Here is a 24,508-nt window from a genome sequence, read left to right as displayed (position 1 = left end):
CTTCTTTATTTTTCACACTTCTCTAACCGTTCAATAAAGGAGCTAAGAAGCGCTTGGGGTCCCCTTCATTTGGATAGGCATAACTAATATAGAAGACTGTTTTTTCCTCTTCAACCAGAGGAATTTTGACAAGATTTGGATATTCTGGAAAGAGAGTCAGATCGGTCATGAGACCAATTCCCAAATTTTCTTCGATGAACACAAATCCTATTTAGGATACAACAAAAAGACAAGTCACAGGACTTGTCTTTTTCTTCTTTAGGAGGCTATTGATTTTCTATTTTTGATAGGTTTTTACGACCCAATCGACCCCTTCATCTGCCGTGAGAGTATAGACGGGATTCTCAGTCGTTTCATAAAAAGTCATCGAGAGAGTTTTGCCATCCACGAATACTTCGATGGAGTTGGTATCGCGAATGATCGAAAAATGATGATCCTTTTCAGTATCCAACTGAATCCATCTCGATTGAAATGCTGGATTTTCTTTTCCAGAAATGGGGTGCCCAAATTGGTCTCGACTTAAGCTAAAGCGTTTTTGAGAGGCGTCGTAAATCAATTGCAAGACACTATCAGGATCAGTTTCATCACCATAACCTAAGATAAAGGAGCAACCCCGTTTGGTATCTAGCTCAAACAAGGTTTGTTTCCCTCTAGCTGGAATCGTGATCTGATTGCCCTTAACAATGGTTTCTGAGGCATGCTCTACAAGAAAGTGTTCGTTCACTGACTCAGGTAACTCCTGAACCAATCGTCCGTCTTTCAAGGACAATTTTCTTGGAAGAGTCATACTACCTGCCCACCCATGAGCTAAATCATGACTGGGGATAGACCGGTGCCACATTTGCATCCAGGCAACCATGAATCGTTCGCCATTTGGTCCTTGACAAGTTTGAGGGGCATAGAAATCCAAACCACCATCCATTTCATCATAGGAATCGACACGAAAGTGCCCCGTTTCCCAATTCATGTCACCGATAAAGGCAACCGTCGAATTTAAATTCCAGTATTTTTCTTGCTGCCTTTCCATTTCAATGGGAGACAGGATCAAGACCCATTTGCCATCTAAAGGGAAGAAATCAGGACACTCCCACATAATCCCTTGCCCTTTTTCACCTTCTAGAAGGACTGATGTAAAGTCCCAATCTACTAGATTACTTGATACAAATAGGAGAATTTGACCTCTGTCATCTGGTGTCTTAGAAGCAACGACAGCATAATATCTTCCTTGATATTCAAATACTTTAGGATCACGAAAATCTGCAATATCTGCGATCCCCTCAATATGTTGAGCATGGATCACTGGATTAGTAGGCAACTTTTCAAAGGTAATGCCATCTGTTGACACCGCAAGACACTGAGTCTCTTCCCGCTTTTCCTCATCGTCTACATGACCAGTATAAAGCAAATAGAGCTTGTCATCTTTCACAATAGCACTACCCGAGAAACAACCATCCTTATCATAGCTTTCACTTGGCGCTAATGCTACTGGCAGTTCTTCCCAATGGAGAAGATCTTTTGATTTGGCATGCCCCCAATGCATGGGCCCCCAAACACTATCATAGGGATAGAATTGGTAAAACAAATGATATTCCCCACGGAAATAAACAAAGCCATTTGGATCGTTCATCCAACCGATTGGAGGTAGCAAATGAAATGCTCCTCTATATTGCTGGTTAACCCTCTCCCTGTTTTCATCGATATACTGATTTGCTTTCCGAATGCTTTCCTTCATACTGATCACCTACTTAATACCTGTACCAGATCCACCTAGACCTTGAATAATATATTTTTGTGCTACGATATATACTAGAATAAGTGGAATTGTAGAAATTGTCAAAACAGCCATTACTTGATTGATATAAACTGGTTGAGTTGTATTAATGGTTGTAATCGCCACCTGCATTGAAAATTTTGACGAATCGGTTAAAACCATCAACGGCCAGATATAATCATTCCAACTAGAAATAAAGGAAAGAACACCTACTGTTGCGACTGCCGGTTTCGACATCGGCAACATAATCTTGAAAAAGATCCGTAAGATACTTGCGCCATCTATTTTTGCAGATTCGATAATTTCTTCTGGAATGGCAATAAAGAAGTTTCGGAAAAGATAAATATTAAAGACACTAGCTAATCCAGGGATAATAACCGCTAAACGATTATTGACTAAGCCAAGTGAATTAATAATTGTAAATTGAGGAATCAACACTGTTTCCATCGGAATGATTAACAAGGCCAATAAAAAGCCAAACAGAATTTTTTTACCTGTAAAATTAATTTTTGCAAATGCAAATCCCGCTAAGGCGTTTACTATAATAGACCCAAGTGCAAATGTTCCTGCATAAAAAATACTGTTCCCTAGATATGTTAGAATACTAAAACGGGCAAGAACTTCTTGGTAAGGTTTAAACCAATCAGCTGGATTAAAACTAGGTAAGAAAGCTTTCCAACTTGTTAAATTCTTATACACATCTGCTTCTGGCTTCATTGCTGAAACCACCATCCAGATCATAGGAAATAGAAAGAGGCCTGCTAATAGAATTAATAAAACATATTCTAAAATAGTAGTCGGTTTTAAACGTTTCATCCTAATCATCCTCCTTCAAAACTCGCCGTTGTACAAGACTAATCATACCAATCAATGTTGTAAATACTAAGGCAATCGAACTTGAGTAACCAACAAGACGGTCAGTGAAACCTTGTTGATAAATGTAATATACCATAGTGATTGTTGAGTTCAATGGACCACCTTGAGTCATGACCATTGGTTGCACAATCAATTTAAATGCTGAAATCAATGTCGTCAAGAGTACAAACAAGGCAGTTGGTTTCAATAAAGGCATCGTGATATATCTAAATTGAGCCCATTTTGAAAATCCATCCAACTCTGCCGCCTCATAAATATCTTGTGGAATATTTTGCATTCCTCCAAGGAATAACAACATTTGATAACCTGCACCTTGCCATGCAGAAACAAATACAATGGCATACATGGCTTGTTTTGGACTTGTCAAGAATGGTTGTGAAGAAATACCAATTTTATTCAGTAGAGCATTGAGCAAACCATTATTTGGATTTAACAAGTATAACCAGAGGATAGAGATAACGACAAGAGACATCACAACAGGAGCAAAAAATGCTACCTTAAAGAACATATTTCCTTTACGTTTCTTATTAACAATTAAGGCCATCCCGAGAGCCGCACCAAGTTGCACTGGAATAATCCAAACTACAAATTTCAAGGTATTCAAGAAGCTTTTTATAAAGATTGGATCTTGTGCTAAGCGCATGAAATTTTGTAATCCTACAAATTTTCTATCCTCAGGCGTTAATAGGTAATAATCTGTAAAGGCATAATAGATCACCATACCAACAGGTATCACTAAAAAGATGAAAAGCAATATTAAAGCTGGAGCTAAAAAGCTATAGCCCATAATATTTTCTTTAAGGCGTTCTTTCTTTTTTGTTTCGACTTTATTTTTTTCGCTCATTGTTCGTCTCCTAAGATGAAACTATTAAATAAAATAAGGTGGAAGGTACATTCCATAACTTACCTTCCACCTTTTTGAATGTCAACTATTTATTTAAAGATTGGTCGATTGCTGTTTGCATTTCTTTCGCACGAGCATCTAATACTTTTTGTACATCTGGATTATCTTTATAATAGCTGATATCTTGCATTGCTTGTTGGAAAGCGCGTGAAACTTGTGGATAAGCTACTACAACTGGACGAGCATGAGCTGTTTTAGCATTTTGTTCCATCAAGAAACGCATTGGCTCAGATACTTTGTCCTTAATATTTTTAATTGTTGATTTTCTGATTGGAAGAACACTGTTACCTAAGCTTAGAATTTCACTAGATTCAGTATTTGTAGCAAACTTAACAAATTCAGCGGCTGCTTCTTTTTTATCAGATTTTGTTGTAACGGCTAATTGCCAACTACCTGAAGGTGATACCAATTTCTTCGTTTTATCTGAAACTGGATAAGGAAGAATACCAAAATCAATATCTTTGTAATTTGTTTGTAGGTCTGCAATCGTCCAAGAACCGCTCAGAACCATAGGATATTCACCGGTTTCAAAACCTTTTTCAACAGGACTAACTGTCGTATATCCATCCTTCACAAGATCTTGAATAAATTGAACAGCTTCAACACTTTCTTTGCTATTGAAGTAGCCTTCCGCTTTTGTTCCTTTAGAATTCACAACAGATCCACCATTTGACCAAATAAGAGGCATGTAAGCATATGGCAACATCTCATCGTTTGAATTCAAACGGAAATCAATTGCTGGTTTGTTAAAATGATCTTTTAATTTCTTAGCAATGGCATTAAACTCAGACCATGTCCATGGTTTTTCTAGGGTTGGCAAACTAGCTTCATCAATCCCTGCTTCCTTAAACATTTTCTTATTATAGTAAACACCTACATTGGATTCTGAATAACCAAATGCATAAAATTTACCATCATAAGTTCCCTGTTGTTTAATACTGTCCAGTACATCATCCATATTATCGTCTTTTAGATAATCATCCAAAGGAGCAATCACTTTTGATTTTGCATAGGCTGCAGTATTAGGACCATCTAGTGTAATGACATCTGGTAAACTATTTGTCGTAACAGCGGCGTTAACCTTATCTTCATATCCACCACCACTACCGCTACGTGGAATAAATTCTGTCACAACCTTATATTTCGTTTTCTTTGATTTGTTGAAATTATCAACAACTTGTTGCCAAGCTTTTCCCTCAGCTGTTTCATCTGAGAACTGAACCCAGACTTTAATCTCATTTGAAGAACTTGCAGTTTTGGATTTTGATCCCCCACCACATCCTGCAAGCAATCCTAATGATAGTGCTGCAACTACAGATAACTTAATACCTTTACGCATAGCGTCCTCCTTTTTGAAACGTTTCATTTTTTGGTTATATTTTTAACTCAAGCTAAAATAGTTGAGTTTTTTGAAACGTTTCATTTTATAGCTAAATTATAACAGCGCTTTCATAATTTGTCAAGCACTTTTTATAATTTTTTTGTAGTGTTCCCTTCAAAGAAATGTACGGGCAAACTAATCACATTCTTTTCTATTTTTTCTTGTCGAATCAATTTGAGTAATAAATCTACTGCCGCTTGGGCCATCTGAGCTATTTCTTGAACAATGGTCGAAAGTAAGTACGGTTGATCAAAAGCAGGTCTTAAGCCATCAAAACCAATAATTTGATAGTCCTCTAGAGGAGTTTTTGCCATCTCCGTCAAAACTTTTATAACACGTAGAGCCATAAAATCATTTACTGTAAAAATCCCATCAATCTGAGGATGAGCTTCGAAAAAAGACTTAATTTGTCTTTCTGCTTGATCTAACGGTTCTGGCATTTCAAGACTACAGATTTTTGTATTTTGCCGTTTAGCTTCATCTTTAAACCCCCTTCCGCGTTCCGTTGTTTCATTCAAATGTTTGTTCACACCACTAATGTAAGCTAAATTTTGGCAACCTCGTTTGACTAACTCTCGGCAAGCCAGTTGACCACCATGATAATTTTCAGAGGTTACGTAATAGACATTTTCAGAAAAATGACGGTCAATACTAACAAAAGGTAAATTAGAGGAGATATACTTATCGATATCTGAATAGGTGATCCCAATGATCCCATCTACCTTATTTTTTTCAAGTAATTTTATGTACTCTATCTCGTTTTGAGCATCTTTATCTGCATTACAAATCAATAATTTACATTGATTTTTCAACAATTCCTTTTCTACATGATATGCAAACTCAGAAAAGAATGGATGCCAAATGGTTGGAATAAGTAAAGCGATAATATTACTACGATTCGTTTTTAATCCTCTCGCATATTCATCTGGCACATAAGAAAGTTTTTCAATCGCTTGTTGAACTTTTTTTAATGTCACCTCTTTAATGCCTTTTTCGTTATTGATGACACGAGAAACGGTCCCAACACTAACCCCAGCTTCTGCTGCAACATCTTTCATCGTAATCGATTTTTTTTGCTCATTCATTTTCTCACCTCCTTTCATCCATACTATCATGAAAACGTTTCATTTTCAACATTTTCGTTTGAATTGTCACTCCACTTCTTCATCCATTTGGGGATTTCTTGGCTGATGGTCGTCGGTAGAACCACATAGGCCTCCTTGCTCAAGTCTTCTGCAATGGCTGAATGTAGATAGGTCGCAACCGCCACGCGCTCATAGAGACTGACCTGTGGAAATTGACCCGCAAACCCTGCGATCATCCCTGCCAAGGTATCCCCCATGCCCCCTGTTGCCTGATAGGGACCACCAACATCTAGCTGATAGCCCTCTTCTTGCCCACTTGTCCAAATGCGGGTGTGGGGGCCTTTTTCTACAATGACAGTTCCTTTAGGAAAACTTTGAACCGCTTCTCGGCTTCTATCTTCAGTCTGGCTTGCTAGATCAAGCCCTGACAGTTTTTCCCATTCTTTTTGATGAGGGGTAAAGACCAACTGAGCCTCTGGCAGGTCAAACTGAGAGGCTGCAAAAAGACTAATAGCTCCTCCATCTAAGATCAAGACCTGCTGGCTAGAGACTTGTTCAAAAATCATGTGCAAGATTGCTTGGTTTTCTCTTGCTTCCTTTAAGCCTGGACCGACTAGAATCACACCGGCTTTTTGAATTTGCTCACAAAGGAGTTCGTGATCTGCCAAATCAAAGCCCATGGCTTCAGGAAGATGGCTATGAAGAGCCGTCAGATTATCAGGATTTGTTGCGACAGTAACCAGCCCCGCACCACTATGAACCGCAGCAAGCGCCGCCATAATAATAGCTCCCCCATAGGGGTAAGTCCCCCCAATCAAGAGCAGGCGACCAAAATCGCCCTTATAAGAATTCGCCTCTCGCCTTGCAATGACACGCTGGATCTCTTCTTTCTGAACTGTTCTCATACCTTCCTCATTTCTAGCGAAAAAGGAGAAGCCACGACTCCCCCTCCATCTTTTATTTTCCTCTGAATTCTGCAAAGACTTGCAAGATCTTAGCAGCCACAGCTTGTGGTTGATTTTGTTTGGCTACCAATTGATCATCCGCATAAGGCTGAAGGGCTGGAAAATCACCAATTTGAACTGCATAAAGAGCTTTTTCAAAGAGCTCGATATCATTTTGATCATTGCCAAAAGCCACGAAATTCTCTCCGCAGAGTTCTTCTACTGTTATCGCTTTATGCGTGTCTGCTGGATTGAGATAGATGCATTTTTCATGCGCATGATAGCGGATATGGGCCTTATCTGTCTTTTCGATCCGCTCGATAATCTCATCCACGAGCTCCTCATGGCCACCCATATAGATCACGACCTTAATCGGATCTGTCAGCTCCTCTAATGAACGATATTGGGCTTTCTTGAGGGGATCTACATTAGCAACAAAAGGAATCTTTTCCAAAATCTGTCCGCTATAATCAAAGGTATCATCCACAAAAAATGGTAGATTGTAATGGCGGCAAAAGCCAAGGACTTCCCGATACACATCCTTGTCCAATTGTTCCTCATATACCAATTGCCCCTGACGATAGGCCAATCCACCATTTAAACCAATCACGAGTTGCTGACTCAATGGATCCCCTAAAAGACCCAAGCAGTCCCGGTAAGAACGTGCAGAAGCAAAGGCAACTTCATGGCCAAATTCTTCTGCTCTCAATAAGACCTGTTTGATTTCATCATCGATTGTGACACCATCGAATGACAGGGTTCCATCTAAATCAAATACAAACTTCATCTTGTTCACACTTTCATTTTTTTAAGGCACGAACAGCTGCTTCGTAGGTCTGCTCCATCAGCATGGTGACGGTCATAGGACCAACCCCTCCTGGTACCGGGGTAATATGACTGGCCAAAGGTGCAACAGAGTCAAAATCGACATCCCCACACAATTTGCCATTCTCATCGCGATTCATTCCGACGTCAATAACGACGGCGCCTTCTTTCACGAAGTCTGCTGTTACAAATTTCGCACGACCGATCGCAACAACCAAGATATCTGCTCTTCTAGCAATTTTAGGCAGATGATGGGTCCGGGAATGGGTCAAGGTTACTGTCGCATTTTTAGCAAGGAGCAACTGCGCCATTGGTTTTCCAACAATATTGGAACGACCAATTACGACTGCTCGCTTCCCTTCTAGATCAATCCCGTACTCTTTGAACATCTCCATGATCCCAGCGGGAGTTGAAGGCACCATGAGGGGATTTCCAGCCCACAAACGTCCCATATTCAATGGATGAAAGCCATCCACATCTTTTGTCGGATCAATGGCTAAAAGGACTGCATCCGCATCGATATGCTTAGGCAGTGGCAACTGCACTAAAATCCCATGCCAAAGGGGATCTTGATTGTAGTGTTCGATCACTTCTAATAATTCAGCTTGGCTGATGCTTTCAGGAAGTCGTCTCACTTCACTCCGAAAGCCTGCCGCAATAGCAGAACGCTCTTTATTTCTTACATAGATTTTGCTAGCTGGATTATCTCCTACCACGATGACAACGAGGCCAGGCACAACTCCTGTCTCTTCTTTTAATCGTGCTGTTTTCTTCGCAATCTCACCCTGTAATTTTGTAGCGAGCGCCTTCCCATCAATGATTGTCGTCATGTCAATTCTCTTTCTAGTCAAGTAATGAAAATAGTCCTCTCTATTATAGCAGATTTCAACTCTCAAACCTAACTGTTCCTAATTAGAATTTCTTATAGACGAAAACTATAGCCAGATGGACAAAAAATGAGCTTGAGACCACCCCAAACTCATCCACACAGCTGCTTAGTAAAGCAATTCATAAATTTCCATTGCAATTAAATCAATGCTATCAAATGTATAGGTTTCACGCGCTTCAACATCACGAAGTGTAAAGGTTGAACCTTCTTCTTCATTGTGGTTGTAGGCTACTTCAGCGACAACAACACCGTCACGTTCAAAATTACGTTTCAAGTTTCCACCGTCTTTTGTCATCGTCTCCAAACGGTTAATAATCCGTACTAAATGTGATTCCATTTTATTTCTCCTCTTTACTTTCTACTCTCCTATTTTATCATAAAAGAGAAAGCTCTTCCAATAAAAATTCACATTTTTCCATTGATTTACTCTCTTCTTCACTCCTTAGCGACATTCCGTAGCAAATTCTTGCAAACTTCTAGAATACTGATATAATGAAACTATAAATCTTTGACTATTTTTGACCTTTTGAAAATAGGCTCGTCTCTTGATGGAAAACCATCAAAAACCTACTGTGAGGTATGTATATGCTTTGTCAAAATTGTAAAATAAATGAATCAACCATCCATTTATATACAAATGTAAATGGACGTCAGCAGCAAGTAGACCTCTGTCAAAATTGCTATAAAATTATGAAAACAGACCCAAATAACAGCTTCTTGAAGGGCATGACCCAACGGAGCCAACTCACTGGAGATCCTTTTGAAGATTTCTTCAATAACCTTGGAAACTTCCAAAGTCCGCAAGAACCTCAAACCCCTCCAACTCAATCCGGAGGCAGTTATGGAGGTGGCGGCTACGGCCAAAACAATAACCGTGGTGGTGGTCAAGACCCTCGTCAAGCACGCCCTCAAAAGCCAAAAGGGCTGTTAGAAGAGTTCGGCATCAATGTCACAGAAATTGCCCGCAAAGGGGATATTGACCCTGTCATTGGCCGTGACGAAGAGATTATCCGTGTCATCGAAATTCTCAACCGTCGAACCAAGAACAATCCGGTTCTGATCGGAGAACCTGGTGTCGGAAAGACTGCCGTTGTGGAAGGCCTGGCTCAAAAAATCGTTGATGGCGACGTTCCACATAAATTGCAAGGAAAAGAAGTCATCCGCCTAGACGTCGTGAGCCTCGTTCAGGGCACAGGCATCCGTGGTCAATTCGAAGAACGCATGCAAAAATTAATGGATGAAATTCGTCAACGCGAAGATGTTATTCTGTTCATCGACGAAATCCATGAAATTGTTGGCGCAGGATCAGCTGGTGAGGGCAATATGGACGCTGGAAATATCCTCAAACCAGCCTTAGCGCGAGGAGAACTCCAATTAGTCGGGGCTACTACCCTCAATGAATACCGTATCATTGAAAAAGATGCGGCCTTGGAACGTCGGATGCAGCCCGTTAAGGTCGATGAACCAACGGTTGAAGAAACCATCACCATCCTCAAGGGCATCCAGAAAAAATACGAAGACTACCACCACGTCCACTATACAGACGGGGCCATCGAAGCGGCAGCTATTCTGTCAAACCGCTACATCCAAGATCGCTTCCTGCCAGACAAGGCCATTGATTTGTTGGATGAAGCGGGGTCTAAGATGAACCTGACCCTAAACTTTGTGGATCCAAAAGTGATCGACCAGCGCTTGATTGAAGCGGAAAACCTCAAAGCTCAAGCAACCCGCGAAGAAGACTTTGAAAAAGCAGCCTACTTCCGTGACCAAATCGCGAAATACAAGGAAATGCAAGGTCAACATGTCACTGATCAGGAGACCCCTGTCATCAGTGAAAAAACTATTGAACACATCGTTGAACAAAAGACCAATATTCCTGTTGGTGATTTGAAAGAAAAAGAACAATCTCAATTGATCAATCTGGCTTCTGATTTGAAAACCCATGTGATCGGTCAAGATGATGCAGTGGATAAAATTGCGAAAGCCATTCGACGCAATCGTGTTGGCCTAGGATCACCTAACCGTCCGATCGGAAGCTTCCTCTTTGTCGGACCTACCGGTGTCGGAAAGACCGAATTGTCTAAACAATTGGCGATCGAGCTCTTTGGCTCTGCAGACAATATGATCCGCTTTGATATGAGCGAATACATGGAAAAACATAGCGTAGCGAAACTAGTCGGAGCTCCTCCGGGCTATGTTGGCTACGATGAAGCTGGACAACTAACGGAAAAGGTTCGTCGCAATCCATACTCCCTCGTGTTGTTGGATGAAGTGGAAAAAGCCCATCCAGATGTCATGCACATGTTCTTGCAAGTTTTAGATGATGGCCGTTTGACAGATGGTCAAGGCCGTACCGTCAGCTTTAAAGATACCATTATCATCATGACCTCTAATGCTGGAACCGGCAAAGCTGAGGCCAATGTTGGTTTTGGAGCTGCTCGCGAAGGTCGAACCAACTCTGTACTGGGAGAACTCGGGAATTTCTTTAGCCCTGAATTCATGAACCGTTTTGATGGCATCATTGAATTCCAACCTCTATCAAAAGAAAACCTTCTCCAAATCGTTACCCTTATGCTCGATGAAGTCAATCAACGTCTCGCACAGAATGAGATTCATCTGGATGTAACAGAGAAGGTCAAAGAAAAATTGGTCGATCTGGGTTACGATCCAAAAATGGGGGCCCGCCCACTCCGTCGTACCATCCAAGACCATATCGAAGATGCCATTACCGATTATTACCTGGAACATCCAAGTGAGAAACAACTCAAAGCCGTCATGACCAGCAATGGGAATATTAGCATCAAAGCTGTTCACAAGACGGCCGAAAAGAATTCAGAATCATAATCAGTAAATGTACATTCAGAGAGTGGGACAGAAGTCCTAGCCTCTCAATTATTTTTGGATTGTTGAGCAAGACGCAGTGGTTGAGTGGGCTCTACTACGCTGATTTCATCAGCTTTTACAGCCCTACTCAACTGTGCGGAGGTGGGACGACGAAATCGAATTCTAACGAATTACCGATTTCTGTCCCACTCTCTTTCTTTTTTCCCTCCAGATTTTTGCTAAAAAATATGATATAATGATGAAAAAATAAGAAAAGAGAAAACCATGACCATTCCAAGTTTTGGTGAAAAAAAACAAGATGTGACCTACGTCAATCGCTATGGTGTCTACGCTGTTATTCCCAATAAGGACAAGGATCAGATCATCCTCGTTCAAGCTCCTAATGGAGCCTGGTTCTTGCCTGGCGGGGAAATCGAGGCAGGTGAAGATCACTTGCAAGCTCTGAAACGGGAACTGATAGAAGAATTAGGCTTTACCGCTGTCTTAGGTCAATACTATGGCCAAGCAGATGAGTATTTCTATTCCAGTCATCGCGATACCTACTACTACAATCCTGCCTATATTTATGAAGTGGTAGACTATACAGAGGCTCAAAAACCACTGGAAGATTTTAACAATCTTGCTTGGTTTCCTGTAGATGAAGCTATTGAAAAACTCAAACGTGGTAGTCACAAATGGGGCATTGAACAGTGGAAAAATACCCACAAAAAATAAAGGAATTCTTTCACAAAAAATAAAAAAGTGCTATAATAAATGAAGATAGAGGTTAGGAGGAACTCATATGAAGCTCATTAATACTACAAATAGTCATGCTGCACTGGTCAAAAGCCAACTTGCCAGCACTGACGCCTTGCTTGTCGAGGTTTATTCCGCGGGCAATACCGATGTTGTTTTTACACAGGCCCCAACACACTATGAATTATTGATCAGTAACAAACACCGAGCTATTCGTGAAACTGAAGTAGAAAAAATTCGTGAGTTCTTTTTAAAACGTAAGATTGATCTTCAAATCATTGACCAATCCGCTATTAAAACCCTCTACTCCGATAAACTAATTGAAATTTCCTTTCCAATTACAAAGTAAGGCCAATTTGCCTTACTTTTTTATTTGGTATCTTTTTCCAAAAAAATCCTTTCACCTCAATCATGAGATGAAAGGATTCTTTATTTCTGATAGATCATTTTTACGTGAGGGGTAGAAGCCAAGATAAAGGGTTCGCTCACCGTTTGAAAACCTAACTTTTCATACAAGCCGACCACCTGCTCTTGAGCCTCAATTTCAATGGTCCGTCCAGGAAATCTCTGTTCACACAGGTTCAAAATTTGCTCTACCATAGCCTTTCCTAGTCCTTGACCACGACTGCCTTTGGCAACAGCCACTCGGCCAAAATGAATCGTCAGCCCCGTTTCGAATATGCGAGCATAGGCATCCACACGTCCTTCCCTATTTTGATGAAAAAGGTGGATAGATCGATAATCAACATCATCGAGATCATTGTAGATCCTAGTTTGTTCCACGACAAAGGTCTCTAATCGCAGCTGAACGATCTCGTAAAACTCTTTCAGTTCTAGTTCCTTAAATTCTTTCTGGTACCACATAACTTCCTCTTTATTGAAAAGTCGCAAGGAGACCCTCTCCCTGCGATTTTTCACGTCTTATTATTTTGCTTCAAATCCTTCTGCGACTGCGTCTGCAAAGTTCTCTTCGACGATGCTTGCACAGTGATCACAGATGGTTGCGTGGTAGTGGCGTTCAGCCGTTGTTGGATCGATGCGACGGCAACGATCACAAACTTCACCAGCTGCACGTTCAACCGTAAAGGCGACATCTTCAAAGGTCACTGCACCTTCTGGAGCTGGTCCTTCTGCGATGGTCAACTCGGAAACAATCAAGAGTTGAGCAACATTGCTATCAACAGCTCCAAGAAGTGTTTTCACAACTTCATTTGGATAAACCGTCAAATGAGCTTCAAGTGATTTACCAATCACTTTTTCATTCCGCGCTTCTTCCAAGGCTTTTTGAGCTTGACCACGGAAGTTCATGAAGGCTGACCAAGTATCCAAGATTTCTTCTTGGTTGGCAAACGTTTCTGCTTCTGGCAATTCTGACAATTGAACGAAGTCTTCTGCTTCAAACTCAAGATAGGACCAGATTTCTTCAGCAGTGTGAGGAAGAATTGGCGTCAAGAGTTTCGTGATTTTCACAAGGATATCATAGAAAACTGTTTGCATTTGACGGCGTTCGAGGGATTTCGCTCCTTCGATGTAAACAACATCCTTGGCAAAATCCAGGTAGAAGGCAGACAAATCAACGTTAATAAAGTTAACAAGTGCCTTGTAGATCGTCAAGAACTCAAAGTTTTCATAAGCGTCACGGATGGTCTTGACAAGCTGGTTAAAGCGAATGGTCATGTACTTGTCCACTGAACGAAGCTCGTCATAAGCAACTGCATCCTCAGCTGGGTTAAAGTCAGATGTATTGGCAATCAAGAAACGAAGCGTGTTACGGATCTTACGGTAAGTCTCAGACACTTGGCTCAAGATATCCATTGAGATACGCACGTCATTACTTGAGTCTACACTGGTTACCCAGAGACGCAAGATTTCAGCACCAAATTGCTTTTCAACATCACTTGGAGCGATGGTATTTCCAAGAGATTTAGACATCTTCTCACCTTTACCATCCAAGGCGAAACCTTGAGACAAGATTTGTTTATAAGGCGCTACACCATGGTTCGCCACAGAAGTGATAAGAGATGAGTTGAACCAACCACGGTATTGGTCTGAACCTTCCAGGTAAAGATCAGCTGGATATTTGAGTTCTGGACGGTTAACTACAACCCCATTCCATGATGAACCTGAGTCAAACCAGACGTCCATGATATCTGTTTCTTTTGTAAATTCGCCATTTGGTGAACCAGGATGCGTAAATCCTTCTGGCAAGAGGTCTTTCGCTTCACGTTGCCACCAGATGATGGAACCATGTTCTTCAAAGAGTTGCGCTACATGTTCGATGGTTTCAGCTGTCATGATTGGTGTTCCGTCTTCTGCATAGAAGATTGGAAGGGGCACACCCCAGGCACGCTGACGAGAGATGACCCAGTCACCACGGTCACGAATCATGTTATAAAGACGCACTTTCCCCCATTCTGAGTGGAATTTCACTTTTTCAATTTCGTCCAAGATATCTTGACGGAATTTTGATACAGAAGCGAACCACTGTGGCACGGCACGCCAGATGATTGGTTTTTTCGTACGCCAGTCAAATGGGTAAGAGTGAGAGATTTCTTCTTGAGCAAGGAGCAAATCTCCAAGTTTTTCGATAACCGTTGGAACAACCTTGTCATAGAACTGACCTGCAAAGTCAGGACCAGCATTCTCCATCATGATTCCGCGTTCATTAACAGTAACAGCAACTTCGAGGCCATTGGCAATCCCTACATTGTAGTCATCCTCACCAAAACCAGGAGCAGTATGGACGATACCAGTACCTGAATCAAGGGTTACATGCTCACCAAGGATCACCAATTCATCCACTTCCGGATCCCATGGATGTTCTGTCACGATATGGTTCAATTCTTTCCCTTGGTAAGTCGCAAGGACTTCAGCATTTTCCCAACCGAATTTTTCAGAAAGACTTGGTAAGAGTTCAGAGGCTACGACGTACTTGCGGTCAGATCCAGCAGGTTTTACTACGACATAATCAAACTCTGCACCCACCGTCAATCCACGAGAAGCTGTAACCGTAAATGGAGTTGTTGTCCAGACAACGATGTAAGTGTCTGTATCTAGGACACCCTTACCATCTTTAACTTTGTTCGCATAGTAAAGGGAAGTTGAAACCAAATCATGGTATTCAATTTCTGCTTCAGCAAGGGCTGATTCAGAAGACCAAGACCAGTAAACTGGCTTAGCTCCACGGTAGATATAGCCTTTATTGGCCATTTCACCAAAGACGCGGATTTGTGCTGCTTCATAGTCAGGCGTCAAGGTTACATAAGGATGGTCCCAATCACCTGAAACACCTAAGCGTTTAAAGTCTTCGCGTTGTTTATCTACTTGAGAAAGCGCATATTCACGACAGAGTTTCAGGTACTCAACTAAGTCCATTTCTTTACGTTTCACACCTTGTTTAGCCAAGACTTGCTCAATTGGCAAACCATGGGTATCCCAACCTGGAATATAAGGGGCGTAAAATCCTGACATAGATTTGGAACGAACAATGATATCTTTTGAGATCTTGTTCATGGCATGTCCCACGTGAATATTTCCGTTGGCATACGGAGGGCCATCATGAAGGGTAAAATGCGGTTTCCCTTCATTCAACTCTTGACGGCGTTGATACAATTTTGCATCTTCCCATTCTTTTTGCCAAACAGGTTCTTTCGTTGGAAGCCCAGCCCGCATTGGAAAAGCTGTTTTTCCAAGATTCAATGTTTCTTTGAGTTTCATTATGTCTCCTTATTGATTTAAAAGCTATAAAAAAACACGAGCATCCTAAAAAGGACGATTGCTCGTGGTACCACCTTTGTTCGAGAAGTCGCAAGCGACCTTCTCCTCTCATCCCGTAACGAGGGAAACGTCCGTTCTTACTCAAGGGTTCAGAACGAATACTGTAAAAGGATCATCCATTAAGAGGGAGTGCAGACCTTCCACCATCATCTGCTCGCTAGACCTATCATTAATGGACCTGTTTTTACAAAATTATAAAATATTGACAGATTCACGATTCGTTTCGTCTTCTAGTTGAACCGGTTCCTCAACAACCGCCTCATTTTCATGACGAGCGTGCTCTGCTTCTTCTAAAGCGGATTGAACTTTTTCATTCAAACCTTCAAACGCTTGTGTTGCACCCAATTCTAAATTAGCTGCTTCGATGCGTTTTTGCAATTCTTCGATTTCAGCTGGAGAGAATTGACGAGTCAAATCGATATTCTCATTTTCTGGATGATGGTGCACTGATTCACCCAAAGCTTTTTCCACAATTTCACGGAAAGCTTCATCACTTGTCTGAATATACATAGCAGTTGGACGAAGAATTTCATCCCATTCAGGCGTATCGATAATGCTCAATTGGCTTTCGATGGTTGATTTCAAACGTTGATGGAAGACACGTGTCTTGTTTTTCAATTCTTCCGTTTCAACTGCAACTTTCTTGGCATTATCCGTTGCATGACGAAGGATTTCATTTGCTTTTTGTTTTGCTTCATCCACTAAGTGCTGTGCATCTTGTTCAGCTTGACGAACAATATTTTCAGAACGTTCGTTAGCGGCTTGTTTGACACGTTCCGCAGTATCTTGTGCAATCAAAACAGATTGACTCAATGAATCTTTCATTTCATCAAAATAGTTTAAGCGTTCTTCAAGAGCTTGAATTTTTGCTTCTTGATCATGATTTAAACGAACAAGATCTTCATAATCGCGAACAACGATATCTAGAAATTCTTCTACTTCGTTCGCATCATACCCTCTAAATTTAACGCCAAAAGTTTTATCTTTAATTTCTAAAGCAGTAAGAGCCATAACTCCTCCTCATTTTTTACTTAAGAGTATTTCAACAGTTACTTTATATTTTCCACTCTTTGAAATACCATTTTCAGAAACAATTTTAAGACGCCCAAAGCGTCGGACACTGACTAAATCATTCAGACCTACAGCATAGCTAACATTGGAAGTAGTCGCATAGTTAACTTTCACTAGACCAGAACTAATCAACTGACTAGCTTGTGAGCGCGAAAGCTTGAAGGTTCCAGCAATCACCTTGTCTAACCGAAAACTCGACACGAGAATATCTCGGTGCTGGCTTTCTTCCTCTATGATCATTTGTTCAGAGAGAGGAACTTCCCTCAGCTTAACAGGTACCCGAGAAATTTTCTGGATGTGATCCATGAAATAGTGAACAAAACGCTGTTCAACAAATACTTGGATCTTTCCATCACTTGTCAGAATATCTCCAAAGGACTTGCGCTCCACACCTAATTGGTGAACAATGGTCCCCAGTACCTGGGAATGAGTCAAGTGATGAAATTTTGAAGCATAGACCATTTCCAATAGGGCCAGATCAAAGTCACTTGGATCTAATTGGTAATAATCCGGAGCAACGATAACCTTGGCATACTCCATTTTCTGCTCATCACTGGAAGCAAAGACCTGTAATTGGTAGCTTGCCGCGACATTTCGTAAAATAGTGACCTGATGAGGGTTTAAAAAACCCGTCACCTCAACAGAATAGCGTTCCACCACTCTTTCAGACAATTCAATACAACGATCAATGAATTCGTGATCTTCGCGATTGAAATGTTGATAAATCTCTGTCTGTCCCATCGTATTCTATCCAATCAAAAGTAGGAACAAGCGGGCTAATAACTGATTCATCAAGTTCAAGACCAAAAGTGCTACTAGAACTGTAAAATCCAAGCCCCCAAACTGCAATGGTAACTTTCTAAAAAGGCTCAAAAATGGTTCAACTAGGCGGTGAACCATTTGTCCAAGAGTACTCTGAGGTGCCCCAGGGAACCAAGATAGTAAGGCATAGATGACAAGAATGATGGAATAGATTTGAATGATATTGGATAAGTATTGAAAGATAACCATCTTAACGATTACGTTTCATATCATAGTCAAATTCTGTCACTTCCACATCATTTGGAAGGCGGATATCTTCAATGTTAACGACTACATTAATTGGAGTCAACAAGTACATGGTACTTGCAACACGACGAAGATTTCCTGCTAAAACATAACGAGCCCCATCCAAATAATCTAAACAACGACGTGCTTGTACTTCAGTCATATATTGGAAGTCAATCAAGATACTCTCATTAGATAGTAATAGATCAACAATTTCAGTCGCTTCCTCGTATTTGCGGGGATAGCGTACATCAATGGTAATCTTTTCATCTGTATTCGCACGATTAGCAGCCAATTCACGTTGACGTTCATGCAAGCGAGTAATATTTTCAGATGTATTTTTCGTTGTTGAAACAGGTTCCTTCACTGCCGCTGTAGACACTGGAGTCGTAACAGGTGCGACAGGAGTCGGTTTTGGTTTTACTGGTTCTCTTTGACTAATCTGTGGACGTGGAGAAGTCACTTGAGGAGTCGGCTGTGGCTGTGGAACTGGTTGTGTTTCCGCCCCAGCTGCTTTTGCCTCGCGAACTTCTACTTCTTCACCGTCTTCTGTGAAGTAGTCAATAAAGTTGTTAAATTTATCTTTTAATGACATAGTTCTTTCCTATTTAAAAAATGATGTCCCAATTCTTACATAAGTCGCTCCGTTCGCAATGGCTACTTCAAAGTCACGACTCATACCCATACTTAGTTCTGAAAAAGGCATATTTTTTAATTGTTTCTTTTCTAGTTGTTTCTGAAGTTGGTGAGTTTTTGAAAAAATATCCTGCAACTCTTCTTGACTAGCCTCAAAAGGAGCCATCGTCATTAAACCAACAATTTCAATTTTGTCCAGCTGTGCAATTTCCGCTAAAACATCATCCAGTTCATCGGGTGCAAATCCATGCTTACTTTCTTCACCAGAAATGTTCACTTGGAGGAAACACTTGATCGGGTGTTCTGCTCGCTTTTGAATTTCTTGAGCCAGCTTCACCGAATCCAAGGCATGAAAGTAATCGACGAGATTGATCACGTCTTTTACTTTCCGCCGTTGTAGGCTCCCAATCAAGTGCCAAGTGAGGTCATACTCTTTTAGAGCTTGATACTTTTCTAGGAATTTATCGACACGATTTTCACCAATATGTTGGATACCTGTTTTCACCAGTGCTTCTGCTGTGGCAACATCCACATACTTGGTGACGGCTATCACATTAACTTGATCTTGACGGTTAGCTTTGTTTCTTGCTGTTTCTACTTGTTGCCGGACAAGATCAGCATTCTCTACCAGATTCATGATTAACGATTCCGGAAGAATGGTGGTGTTTCCAATTCATCATCATCTGAAGATGAATCTACGTAACGATCAACTTGATGTGTTGATGTTGGTTCAGTTTGGCGAACGATATTCTCACGACGAATATCCCAATCACCAAAGGCTGAGCCACGGTTTGGTTCTACCGCTGGACGACTTGGAGTTGTTGGCAATTCAACATCTTGTTTCAAATCAAATTCACGGTCAAATGGTGCAGCTTGTGGGCGTTGTTCACGTGGTCCTGTTTTATAAGGACGTTGTGAGGAAGCAATTCCGCTAACGCGTTCTACCTTGTCTTGACGGACACCAGTTGCAACAACCGTCACGCGGATTTCATCTTTAAGAGATTCATCAATAGATGTACCCAACCAGATATTCACTCCGTGACCTGCAGCTTGGTTCACAATTTCTGAAGCTTCTTCAGCTTCGATCAATGTCATATCCAAACCACCTGTTACGTTGACGATCACGTCTTCTGCACCATCAATTGTAGTTTCAAGAAGTGGAGAGTAAATGGCTTTACGAGCCGCTTCGATAACGCGTTCTTCACCGCTACCAACACCAATACCCATGAGGGCATTTCCTTTGTTTTCCATAACAGTCTTCACGTCTGCAAAGTCAAGGTTGATCAATCCAGGACTTGTGATCAAGTCAGTGATCCCTTGAACACCTTGACGAAGAACGTTATCTGCTTCACTCAAAGCTTCAAGAAGCGGTGTCTTCTTGTCTACAATTTCAAGCAAGTTGTTATTAGAAATAATCAACAATGTATCTACATGTTCGCGAAGTTCGTTGATCCCTTCAATAGCGAAGTTGCCACGTTTTGAACCTTCAAACCCGAATGGACGAGTGACAACTGCTACTGTCAAAGCACCTACAGCTTTGGCAATACGAGCGATGACTGGTGCAGCACCTGTACCAGATCCACCACCCATCCCTGCAGTGATGAAGACCATGTCTGCACCTTGCAAAGCTTCTGTTAATACTTCTTCGCTTTCTTCAGCTGCCTTACGACCAACTTCAGGTTGACCTCCAGCACCCAATCCACGAGTCAATTTTGGACCCAATTGGATAACTGTTTCAGCTTTTGCACTTGAAAGTGCTTGAACATCTGTATTAGCTGCGATGAATTCTACACCGGCAACGCCTTCGTCAATCATACGATTGATGGCGTTTCCGCCACCGCCACCGACACCGATTACTTTAATTACTGCACCTTGTGCCGCTGCTGTGTCAAATGAAAATGTCATAAATACTTACACTCCTTAATCAAACATATTACCGATCAAATTTTTCATTCGGTCTGTGAATGTAGTTTTTGGTTCTTGTTTGCTATTATTGCTTGCTGCTGGAATTTCTTGAGCATCCACTGGAGATTCAATCTTCTCAGCATTGTATGCAGGTACTACTGGTTGTGCTGGTTGAGCAGGTTGTGGTTGTACTTGTGGTTGCACTGGACGATCAAATTGAATCGGTTGTTGACGCAAAACTTCGTCTCCATGAACCGCAGCTTGAGCAATAATATCCACATCTGTCAAATTGCCTGCATATTCAGACAAGCTAATTACATGGGCAAAAGCTGGATTGCGAATTCCAATTTGATTTGGAACAAACAATTTCACATTTACACCAAAGACTTCTTGAGCCAATTCTTCAACACCAGGAAGGATTGCACCTCCACCGATAATCACAATACCACCAGGAAGATCCAACAAATGTCTTCTCTCAAGGTCTTGTTTGATTTGCTCAAAGATGTGTTTGATACGTGCTGAAATGATTTCAGCTAAGTACTTCTCAGTCACTTCAACCGGCTCTACTTCACCGATGACTTCTACATGGAAGACTTCGTTTCCAGCAGATGGCACATAAGCTTCACCATAGTTGAACTTCAAGCCTTCAGCCAATTTTTGAGAAGTTTTCAATACCTTAGAAATATCTTTGGTAACATAATCGCCACCTTCTTGGTAGATATTTGTAAATTGAAGTTCTTGGCTACGAACAGATGCCACCGTTGTTTGGCCACCACCCATATCGATCACCGTTGCTCCGAATTCACGTTCGCCTTCATTCAAGACTGTTTTGATCATCGCAAGCGGTGAAATGATGATGTTTTCAACTTGTAAGCCTGCACGTTCAACGGTTTTACGTAAATTGTGCAAGATTGTACGAGGTCCTGTATAAAGAAGGCCACGCATTTCAAGTCGGATCCCCATCATTCCGCGTGGATCGCGGATTCCTTGGAAACCATCTACTGTAAATTCTTCAGGAATGAAGGTGATTACTTCACGATCCGGTGTCATACTTTTTGTGAGTGCAGATTTGACAACATTTTCAACATCTGCATCTGTAATTTCTTTCGAATCACTTGTGACTGGAATCATTCCTTGAGTTGCTTCGATTTGTAGTAAGTTTGCAGGCAACCCAACATTGACTAGATTGATTGAAATCCCTGCTTTTTCTTCAGCTTGGCTGATTGCATTTTTAATTGCATTTGAAGCAGCTTCGATATCTACTATAATTCCATCTTTGACGCCAGCACTTTTTGCATTGCTGACTCCAATTACATTCATTTCTCCATTGACATGTTCTGCCACCAATACTTTTATTGAACTAGTACCGATATCTAAACCTGTAAAAAAGCCGTCTCTAGCCATTACACCAGTCCTCTCTCTTTATTTGTTTTCACTTTACATCTATTTATAGCCCTTTTAGTTGGAACTATCCAAACTTCATTATATCACAAAGAAGCCTAAAATGGACATTTTTTCTTCAATTATTTGAGATAATTTATGGGCTTTACTCATTCCCAGAAGAATTCTCTCCTTCTGGATTCTGTACTTGATTCTGTTCTTGGCTTGCTTCCTCGGAATGTTCTTCTTGCTTTTCTGTACTTTCAGCCTTTTCTTTTTCAGCTTGCTCTTTGGCATCTGCAATGGATTGTTCACTATAGCTGAATACTCCAGCCTCCATATCGATAGTCGAATCATCGTCTAATTGCTTACTGATCGCCTTATAATAAGGGAGCTTACGGGTAATTTGGGAAACAGGCACCAAGATTTTATTATCGTTTTTCATAGTGATGGTCACCAGATCCTTGGTAACCTTGCTCGGTGTCAGATCAACCGAAACAATTTTATCCGTAATGGAAGAAGAAATAGACTTCATTTCTTGGACAAATTGTCTAACCAATTCTCGATCTGAGAATTTTAAGCTAATATAGGAGGAAGGCAATTCCGAAGCTGGAGTTACTGTCTCCACTACTTCTCCATTTTCCAATACTGGATAGTGGTCTTCTCCCGTCACATAATAGGCAACCACTTTGTGTTCCACGACATTGACTTTAAAGGTCACCGGGAATTGATAATGCATGTGAACCTCTTTAATCCACGGACTGGCCGTTTTCATATTTTGTTCATAGACCGATTTATGAAGGAAGGTCGTCAGAGTATAATCTTCTTCTTTGATGCGACTTTTTTCATACAAGAGTTGCTGATCAACCGCTTTGTTCCCTGAAAATTCAATCACTTTCTGTGTGGACAAGGGACTTAAAAAATAGATGGAGAGAAGGGCGACAATCGAGCTGATTCCGATTACCGGAAGGGCACGATAGATATGGCGTTTTGCCACTGTCGGTTCCTTCTTTGGCTTTTTCGTCTTTAAGCCTTTAAAGAATGAAGGCTTTTTCTCTTGCTTCTCTGAAGGATCTAGCTCCTCTACAGCCGGATCATCCTCTTCTCCTTCTGAACTTTCTCCATCTACATCTGGATCCTCTTTGGCCTCAGATTCAGATTTATCTTCAGATTCTTCCTCTGAGACGGAAGCTGTTTCTTTTTCTGAAAGGTTTTCGTCTTCTTGTGCTTCTTCGCTTTCAGTTTCCTCTGTTTCAGCTTCTTCCGCTTTTTCAAGCGCTTTTTTTTCTAAATATTCTTTGTTTCTTTTTTGCCAGGCTGACAATTCTGTAATTTTGTCATCCGTTGGCGTTTTTTTATTGTCGTCCGTCATCTTTTCCCTTACTGATATCTTTTTGAAGCAGGCCATAAAAATCGTCTAGTGAAAGGAGCTCTGTCGATTTTTCCATTGCTTGGTGGTAGACTTGGCTTTGCTTCAACATTTCTTGAATGGTTTCATTAAAGGTTTCGAGCGTCAATTGATCTTCCTGCAATTGCTCTGCATAACCTTTATCCACAAAATATTGGGCATTTTCAATCTGATCGCCACGGCTGGCTTCTTTTCCTAGTGGTACAATCAAATGGAGTTTGTTCATGGCCAAGAGTTCAAATAAGGTATTAGCTCCACCTCTAGTGACCACTAAATCAGCCTTCTGGAGCATGGGCAAATACTGATCGGTTACATAATCCACTCGATACAAACCGCCCTCAGCATGATTCAATGTTGAATCACCAGTCAAATTGATGATATTGTAGTGCTGCAAGAGCTCTGCTTGATGCTCTGTCACAAATTCATTAAAGACACGCGCACCAGCAGATCCTCCGACAAAGAGAAGGGTCGGCAAGTCTTTTCGGAAACCTTTTGTTTTTTCTTCTAATTCTTCAGAAGTTGTCGGAACATGATCTGTAACCTTGGTTACCGCACCGATATGCGCACTCTTTGTCAAACCATGTGCTTGCTCAAAAGTCGTGTACATCTTGGTAGCAAATTTATAAGCAATTTTATTGGCCAATCCCATAGAAAGATCGGACTCATGAATATAGACAGGGACACGCGTGAGTCTAGCTGCGATCACTGGTGGCACAGAGACAAATCCCCCTTTTGAGAAGAGGACTTGTGGGCGCACACGAAGCAGGATTGCAATGGACTGGAGCGTTCCCCAAGCCACCTTGAACACATCCATCATATTTTGGAAAGAGAAATAGCGGCGCAATTTCCCCGTTGCAATTGAATGGAAGCGTACGTCTAAGCCAGACTTTTTGATCTCTTGGTATTCGATTCCTTTTTTGTCTCCAATATAATGGACTTCCCATCCATCTTCGATAAATTTTGGAATCAAGAGGAGATTAAGGGTCACATGTCCCACGGTTCCCCCACCAGTAAACATTATTTTTTTCAT

At 41.2% G+C, this 24,508-nt stretch carries 24 protein-coding genes; 3 read left to right on the top strand and 21 right to left on the bottom strand.

The window, feature by feature from the left end:
* Nucleotides 1-22: 22 nt before the first annotated feature.
* From HMPREF2926_RS03235 to HMPREF2926_RS03190, 10 genes are all read right to left on the bottom strand, one after another.
* On the bottom strand, nt 23-202 hold the full coding sequence (locus HMPREF2926_RS03235) for a type 2 periplasmic-binding domain-containing protein (protein ID WP_070586417.1): 180 nt from the start codon (nt 200-202) through the stop codon (nt 23-25).
* 75 nt (nt 203-277) lie between these two features.
* A complete protein-coding gene (locus HMPREF2926_RS03230) occupies nt 278-1,732 on the bottom strand; it encodes a glycoside hydrolase family 32 protein (protein WP_070586416.1) in 1,455 nt (484 codons plus the stop codon).
* Nucleotides 1,733-1,741: 9 nt separating this feature from the next.
* Nucleotides 1,742-2,587, bottom strand: coding sequence for a carbohydrate ABC transporter permease (locus tag HMPREF2926_RS03225; RefSeq protein ID WP_161800641.1), 846 nt, complete (start codon nt 2,585-2,587; stop codon nt 1,742-1,744).
* Between the two features lies 1 nt (nt 2,588).
* Nucleotides 2,589-3,491: a carbohydrate ABC transporter permease gene (locus HMPREF2926_RS03220; RefSeq protein WP_014712989.1), complete on the bottom strand. Its 903-nt coding sequence runs from the start codon at nt 3,489-3,491 to the stop codon at nt 2,589-2,591.
* Between the two features lie 85 nt (nt 3,492-3,576).
* Complete coding sequence (locus HMPREF2926_RS03215) at nt 3,577-4,890, bottom strand: ABC transporter substrate-binding protein (protein ID WP_041826251.1); 1,314 nt, start codon at nt 4,888-4,890, stop codon at nt 3,577-3,579.
* Nucleotides 4,891-5,021: 131 nt separating this feature from the next.
* A complete protein-coding gene (locus HMPREF2926_RS03210; protein ID WP_070586415.1) occupies nt 5,022-6,017 on the bottom strand; it encodes a LacI family DNA-binding transcriptional regulator in 996 nt (331 codons plus the stop codon).
* A 26-nt stretch (nt 6,018-6,043) separates the two neighbouring features.
* Nucleotides 6,044-6,922: an NAD(P)H-hydrate dehydratase gene (locus HMPREF2926_RS03205; protein WP_070586414.1), complete on the bottom strand. Its 879-nt coding sequence runs from the start codon at nt 6,920-6,922 to the stop codon at nt 6,044-6,046.
* A gap of 52 nt (nt 6,923-6,974) precedes the next feature.
* Nucleotides 6,975-7,748 (bottom strand): HAD-IIB family hydrolase, encoded by a 774-nt coding sequence (locus HMPREF2926_RS03200; RefSeq protein ID WP_042766530.1) that lies wholly within the window; start codon nt 7,746-7,748, stop codon nt 6,975-6,977.
* A 13-nt stretch (nt 7,749-7,761) separates the two neighbouring features.
* Complete coding sequence (locus tag HMPREF2926_RS03195) at nt 7,762-8,616, bottom strand: bifunctional methylenetetrahydrofolate dehydrogenase/methenyltetrahydrofolate cyclohydrolase (RefSeq protein ID WP_070586413.1); 855 nt, start codon at nt 8,614-8,616, stop codon at nt 7,762-7,764.
* Nucleotides 8,617-8,781: 165 nt separating this feature from the next.
* A complete protein-coding gene (locus tag HMPREF2926_RS03190) occupies nt 8,782-9,012 on the bottom strand; it encodes a DUF1797 family protein (protein WP_003005989.1) in 231 nt (76 codons plus the stop codon).
* Between the two features lie 248 nt (nt 9,013-9,260).
* On the opposite strand from HMPREF2926_RS03190, the gene HMPREF2926_RS03185 reads away from it, so the two are divergent.
* From HMPREF2926_RS03185 to HMPREF2926_RS03175, 3 genes are all read left to right on the top strand, one after another.
* Entirely contained in the window at nt 9,261-11,519 is a 2,259-nt protein-coding gene (locus HMPREF2926_RS03185; protein WP_070586412.1) for an ATP-dependent Clp protease ATP-binding subunit, read from the top strand.
* A 264-nt stretch (nt 11,520-11,783) separates the two neighbouring features.
* Nucleotides 11,784-12,233, top strand: a complete 450-nt coding sequence (locus HMPREF2926_RS03180) for an NUDIX hydrolase (RefSeq protein ID WP_070586411.1) — start codon at nt 11,784-11,786, stop codon at nt 12,231-12,233.
* 67 nt (nt 12,234-12,300) lie between these two features.
* The gene (locus tag HMPREF2926_RS03175; protein ID WP_003012157.1) at nt 12,301-12,603 is read left to right on the top strand and encodes a DUF1827 family protein; all 303 of its coding nucleotides are present in this window, start codon (nt 12,301-12,303) and stop codon (nt 12,601-12,603) included.
* Between the two features lie 80 nt (nt 12,604-12,683).
* On the opposite strand, the gene HMPREF2926_RS03170 is transcribed toward HMPREF2926_RS03175, so the two are convergent.
* The 11 genes from HMPREF2926_RS03170 to HMPREF2926_RS03120 all read right to left on the bottom strand — a co-directional run bounded on the left by HMPREF2926_RS03170 (nt 12,684) and on the right by HMPREF2926_RS03120 (nt 24,508).
* Nucleotides 12,684-13,118 (bottom strand): GNAT family N-acetyltransferase, encoded by a 435-nt coding sequence (locus HMPREF2926_RS03170; RefSeq protein WP_070586410.1) that lies wholly within the window; start codon nt 13,116-13,118, stop codon nt 12,684-12,686.
* 60 nt (nt 13,119-13,178) lie between these two features.
* Nucleotides 13,179-15,971 (bottom strand): isoleucine--tRNA ligase, encoded by a 2,793-nt coding sequence (ileS, locus tag HMPREF2926_RS03165; protein ID WP_070586409.1) that lies wholly within the window; start codon nt 15,969-15,971, stop codon nt 13,179-13,181.
* Nucleotides 15,972-16,223: 252 nt separating this feature from the next.
* A complete protein-coding gene (locus HMPREF2926_RS03160; RefSeq protein WP_070586408.1) occupies nt 16,224-17,042 on the bottom strand; it encodes a DivIVA domain-containing protein in 819 nt (272 codons plus the stop codon).
* A 9-nt stretch (nt 17,043-17,051) separates the two neighbouring features.
* Entirely contained in the window at nt 17,052-17,843 is a 792-nt protein-coding gene (locus HMPREF2926_RS03155) for a YlmH family RNA-binding protein (protein ID WP_070586407.1), read from the bottom strand.
* 6 nt (nt 17,844-17,849) lie between these two features.
* Nucleotides 17,850-18,113: a YggT family protein gene (locus tag HMPREF2926_RS03150; protein ID WP_003011858.1), complete on the bottom strand. Its 264-nt coding sequence runs from the start codon at nt 18,111-18,113 to the stop codon at nt 17,850-17,852.
* Between the two features lies 1 nt (nt 18,114).
* A complete protein-coding gene (locus HMPREF2926_RS03145; protein ID WP_003005962.1) occupies nt 18,115-18,744 on the bottom strand; it encodes a cell division protein SepF in 630 nt (209 codons plus the stop codon).
* 9 nt (nt 18,745-18,753) lie between these two features.
* A complete protein-coding gene (locus tag HMPREF2926_RS03140) occupies nt 18,754-19,422 on the bottom strand; it encodes a YggS family pyridoxal phosphate-dependent enzyme (RefSeq protein WP_070586406.1) in 669 nt (222 codons plus the stop codon).
* Between the two features lie 2 nt (nt 19,423-19,424).
* Entirely contained in the window at nt 19,425-20,690 is a 1,266-nt protein-coding gene (ftsZ, locus tag HMPREF2926_RS03135; protein WP_003005955.1) for a cell division protein FtsZ, read from the bottom strand.
* A gap of 15 nt (nt 20,691-20,705) precedes the next feature.
* The gene (gene ftsA / locus HMPREF2926_RS03130) at nt 20,706-22,094 is read right to left on the bottom strand and encodes a cell division protein FtsA (protein ID WP_070586405.1); all 1,389 of its coding nucleotides are present in this window, start codon (nt 22,092-22,094) and stop codon (nt 20,706-20,708) included.
* A 142-nt stretch (nt 22,095-22,236) separates the two neighbouring features.
* On the bottom strand, nt 22,237-23,442 hold the full coding sequence (locus tag HMPREF2926_RS03125; RefSeq protein ID WP_070586404.1) for a cell division protein FtsQ/DivIB: 1,206 nt from the start codon (nt 23,440-23,442) through the stop codon (nt 22,237-22,239).
* Nucleotides 23,426-24,508 carry a UDP-N-acetylglucosamine--N-acetylmuramyl-(pentapeptide) pyrophosphoryl-undecaprenol N-acetylglucosamine transferase gene (locus HMPREF2926_RS03120; RefSeq protein ID WP_070586403.1) on the bottom strand — a complete coding sequence of 361 codons (1,083 nt, stop codon included), beginning with the start codon at nt 24,506-24,508 and terminating at the stop codon, nt 23,426-23,428. The genes HMPREF2926_RS03125 and HMPREF2926_RS03120 overlap by 17 nt, the downstream gene beginning before the upstream one ends.

This window comes from Streptococcus sp. HMSC078D09 (assembly GCF_001813675.1).
Classification (GTDB): Bacteria; Bacillota; Bacilli; order Lactobacillales; family Streptococcaceae; genus Streptococcus.
Note: the sequence above shows the minus strand (reverse complement) of the source record. Positions and strands in the feature narration are given on the sequence as shown.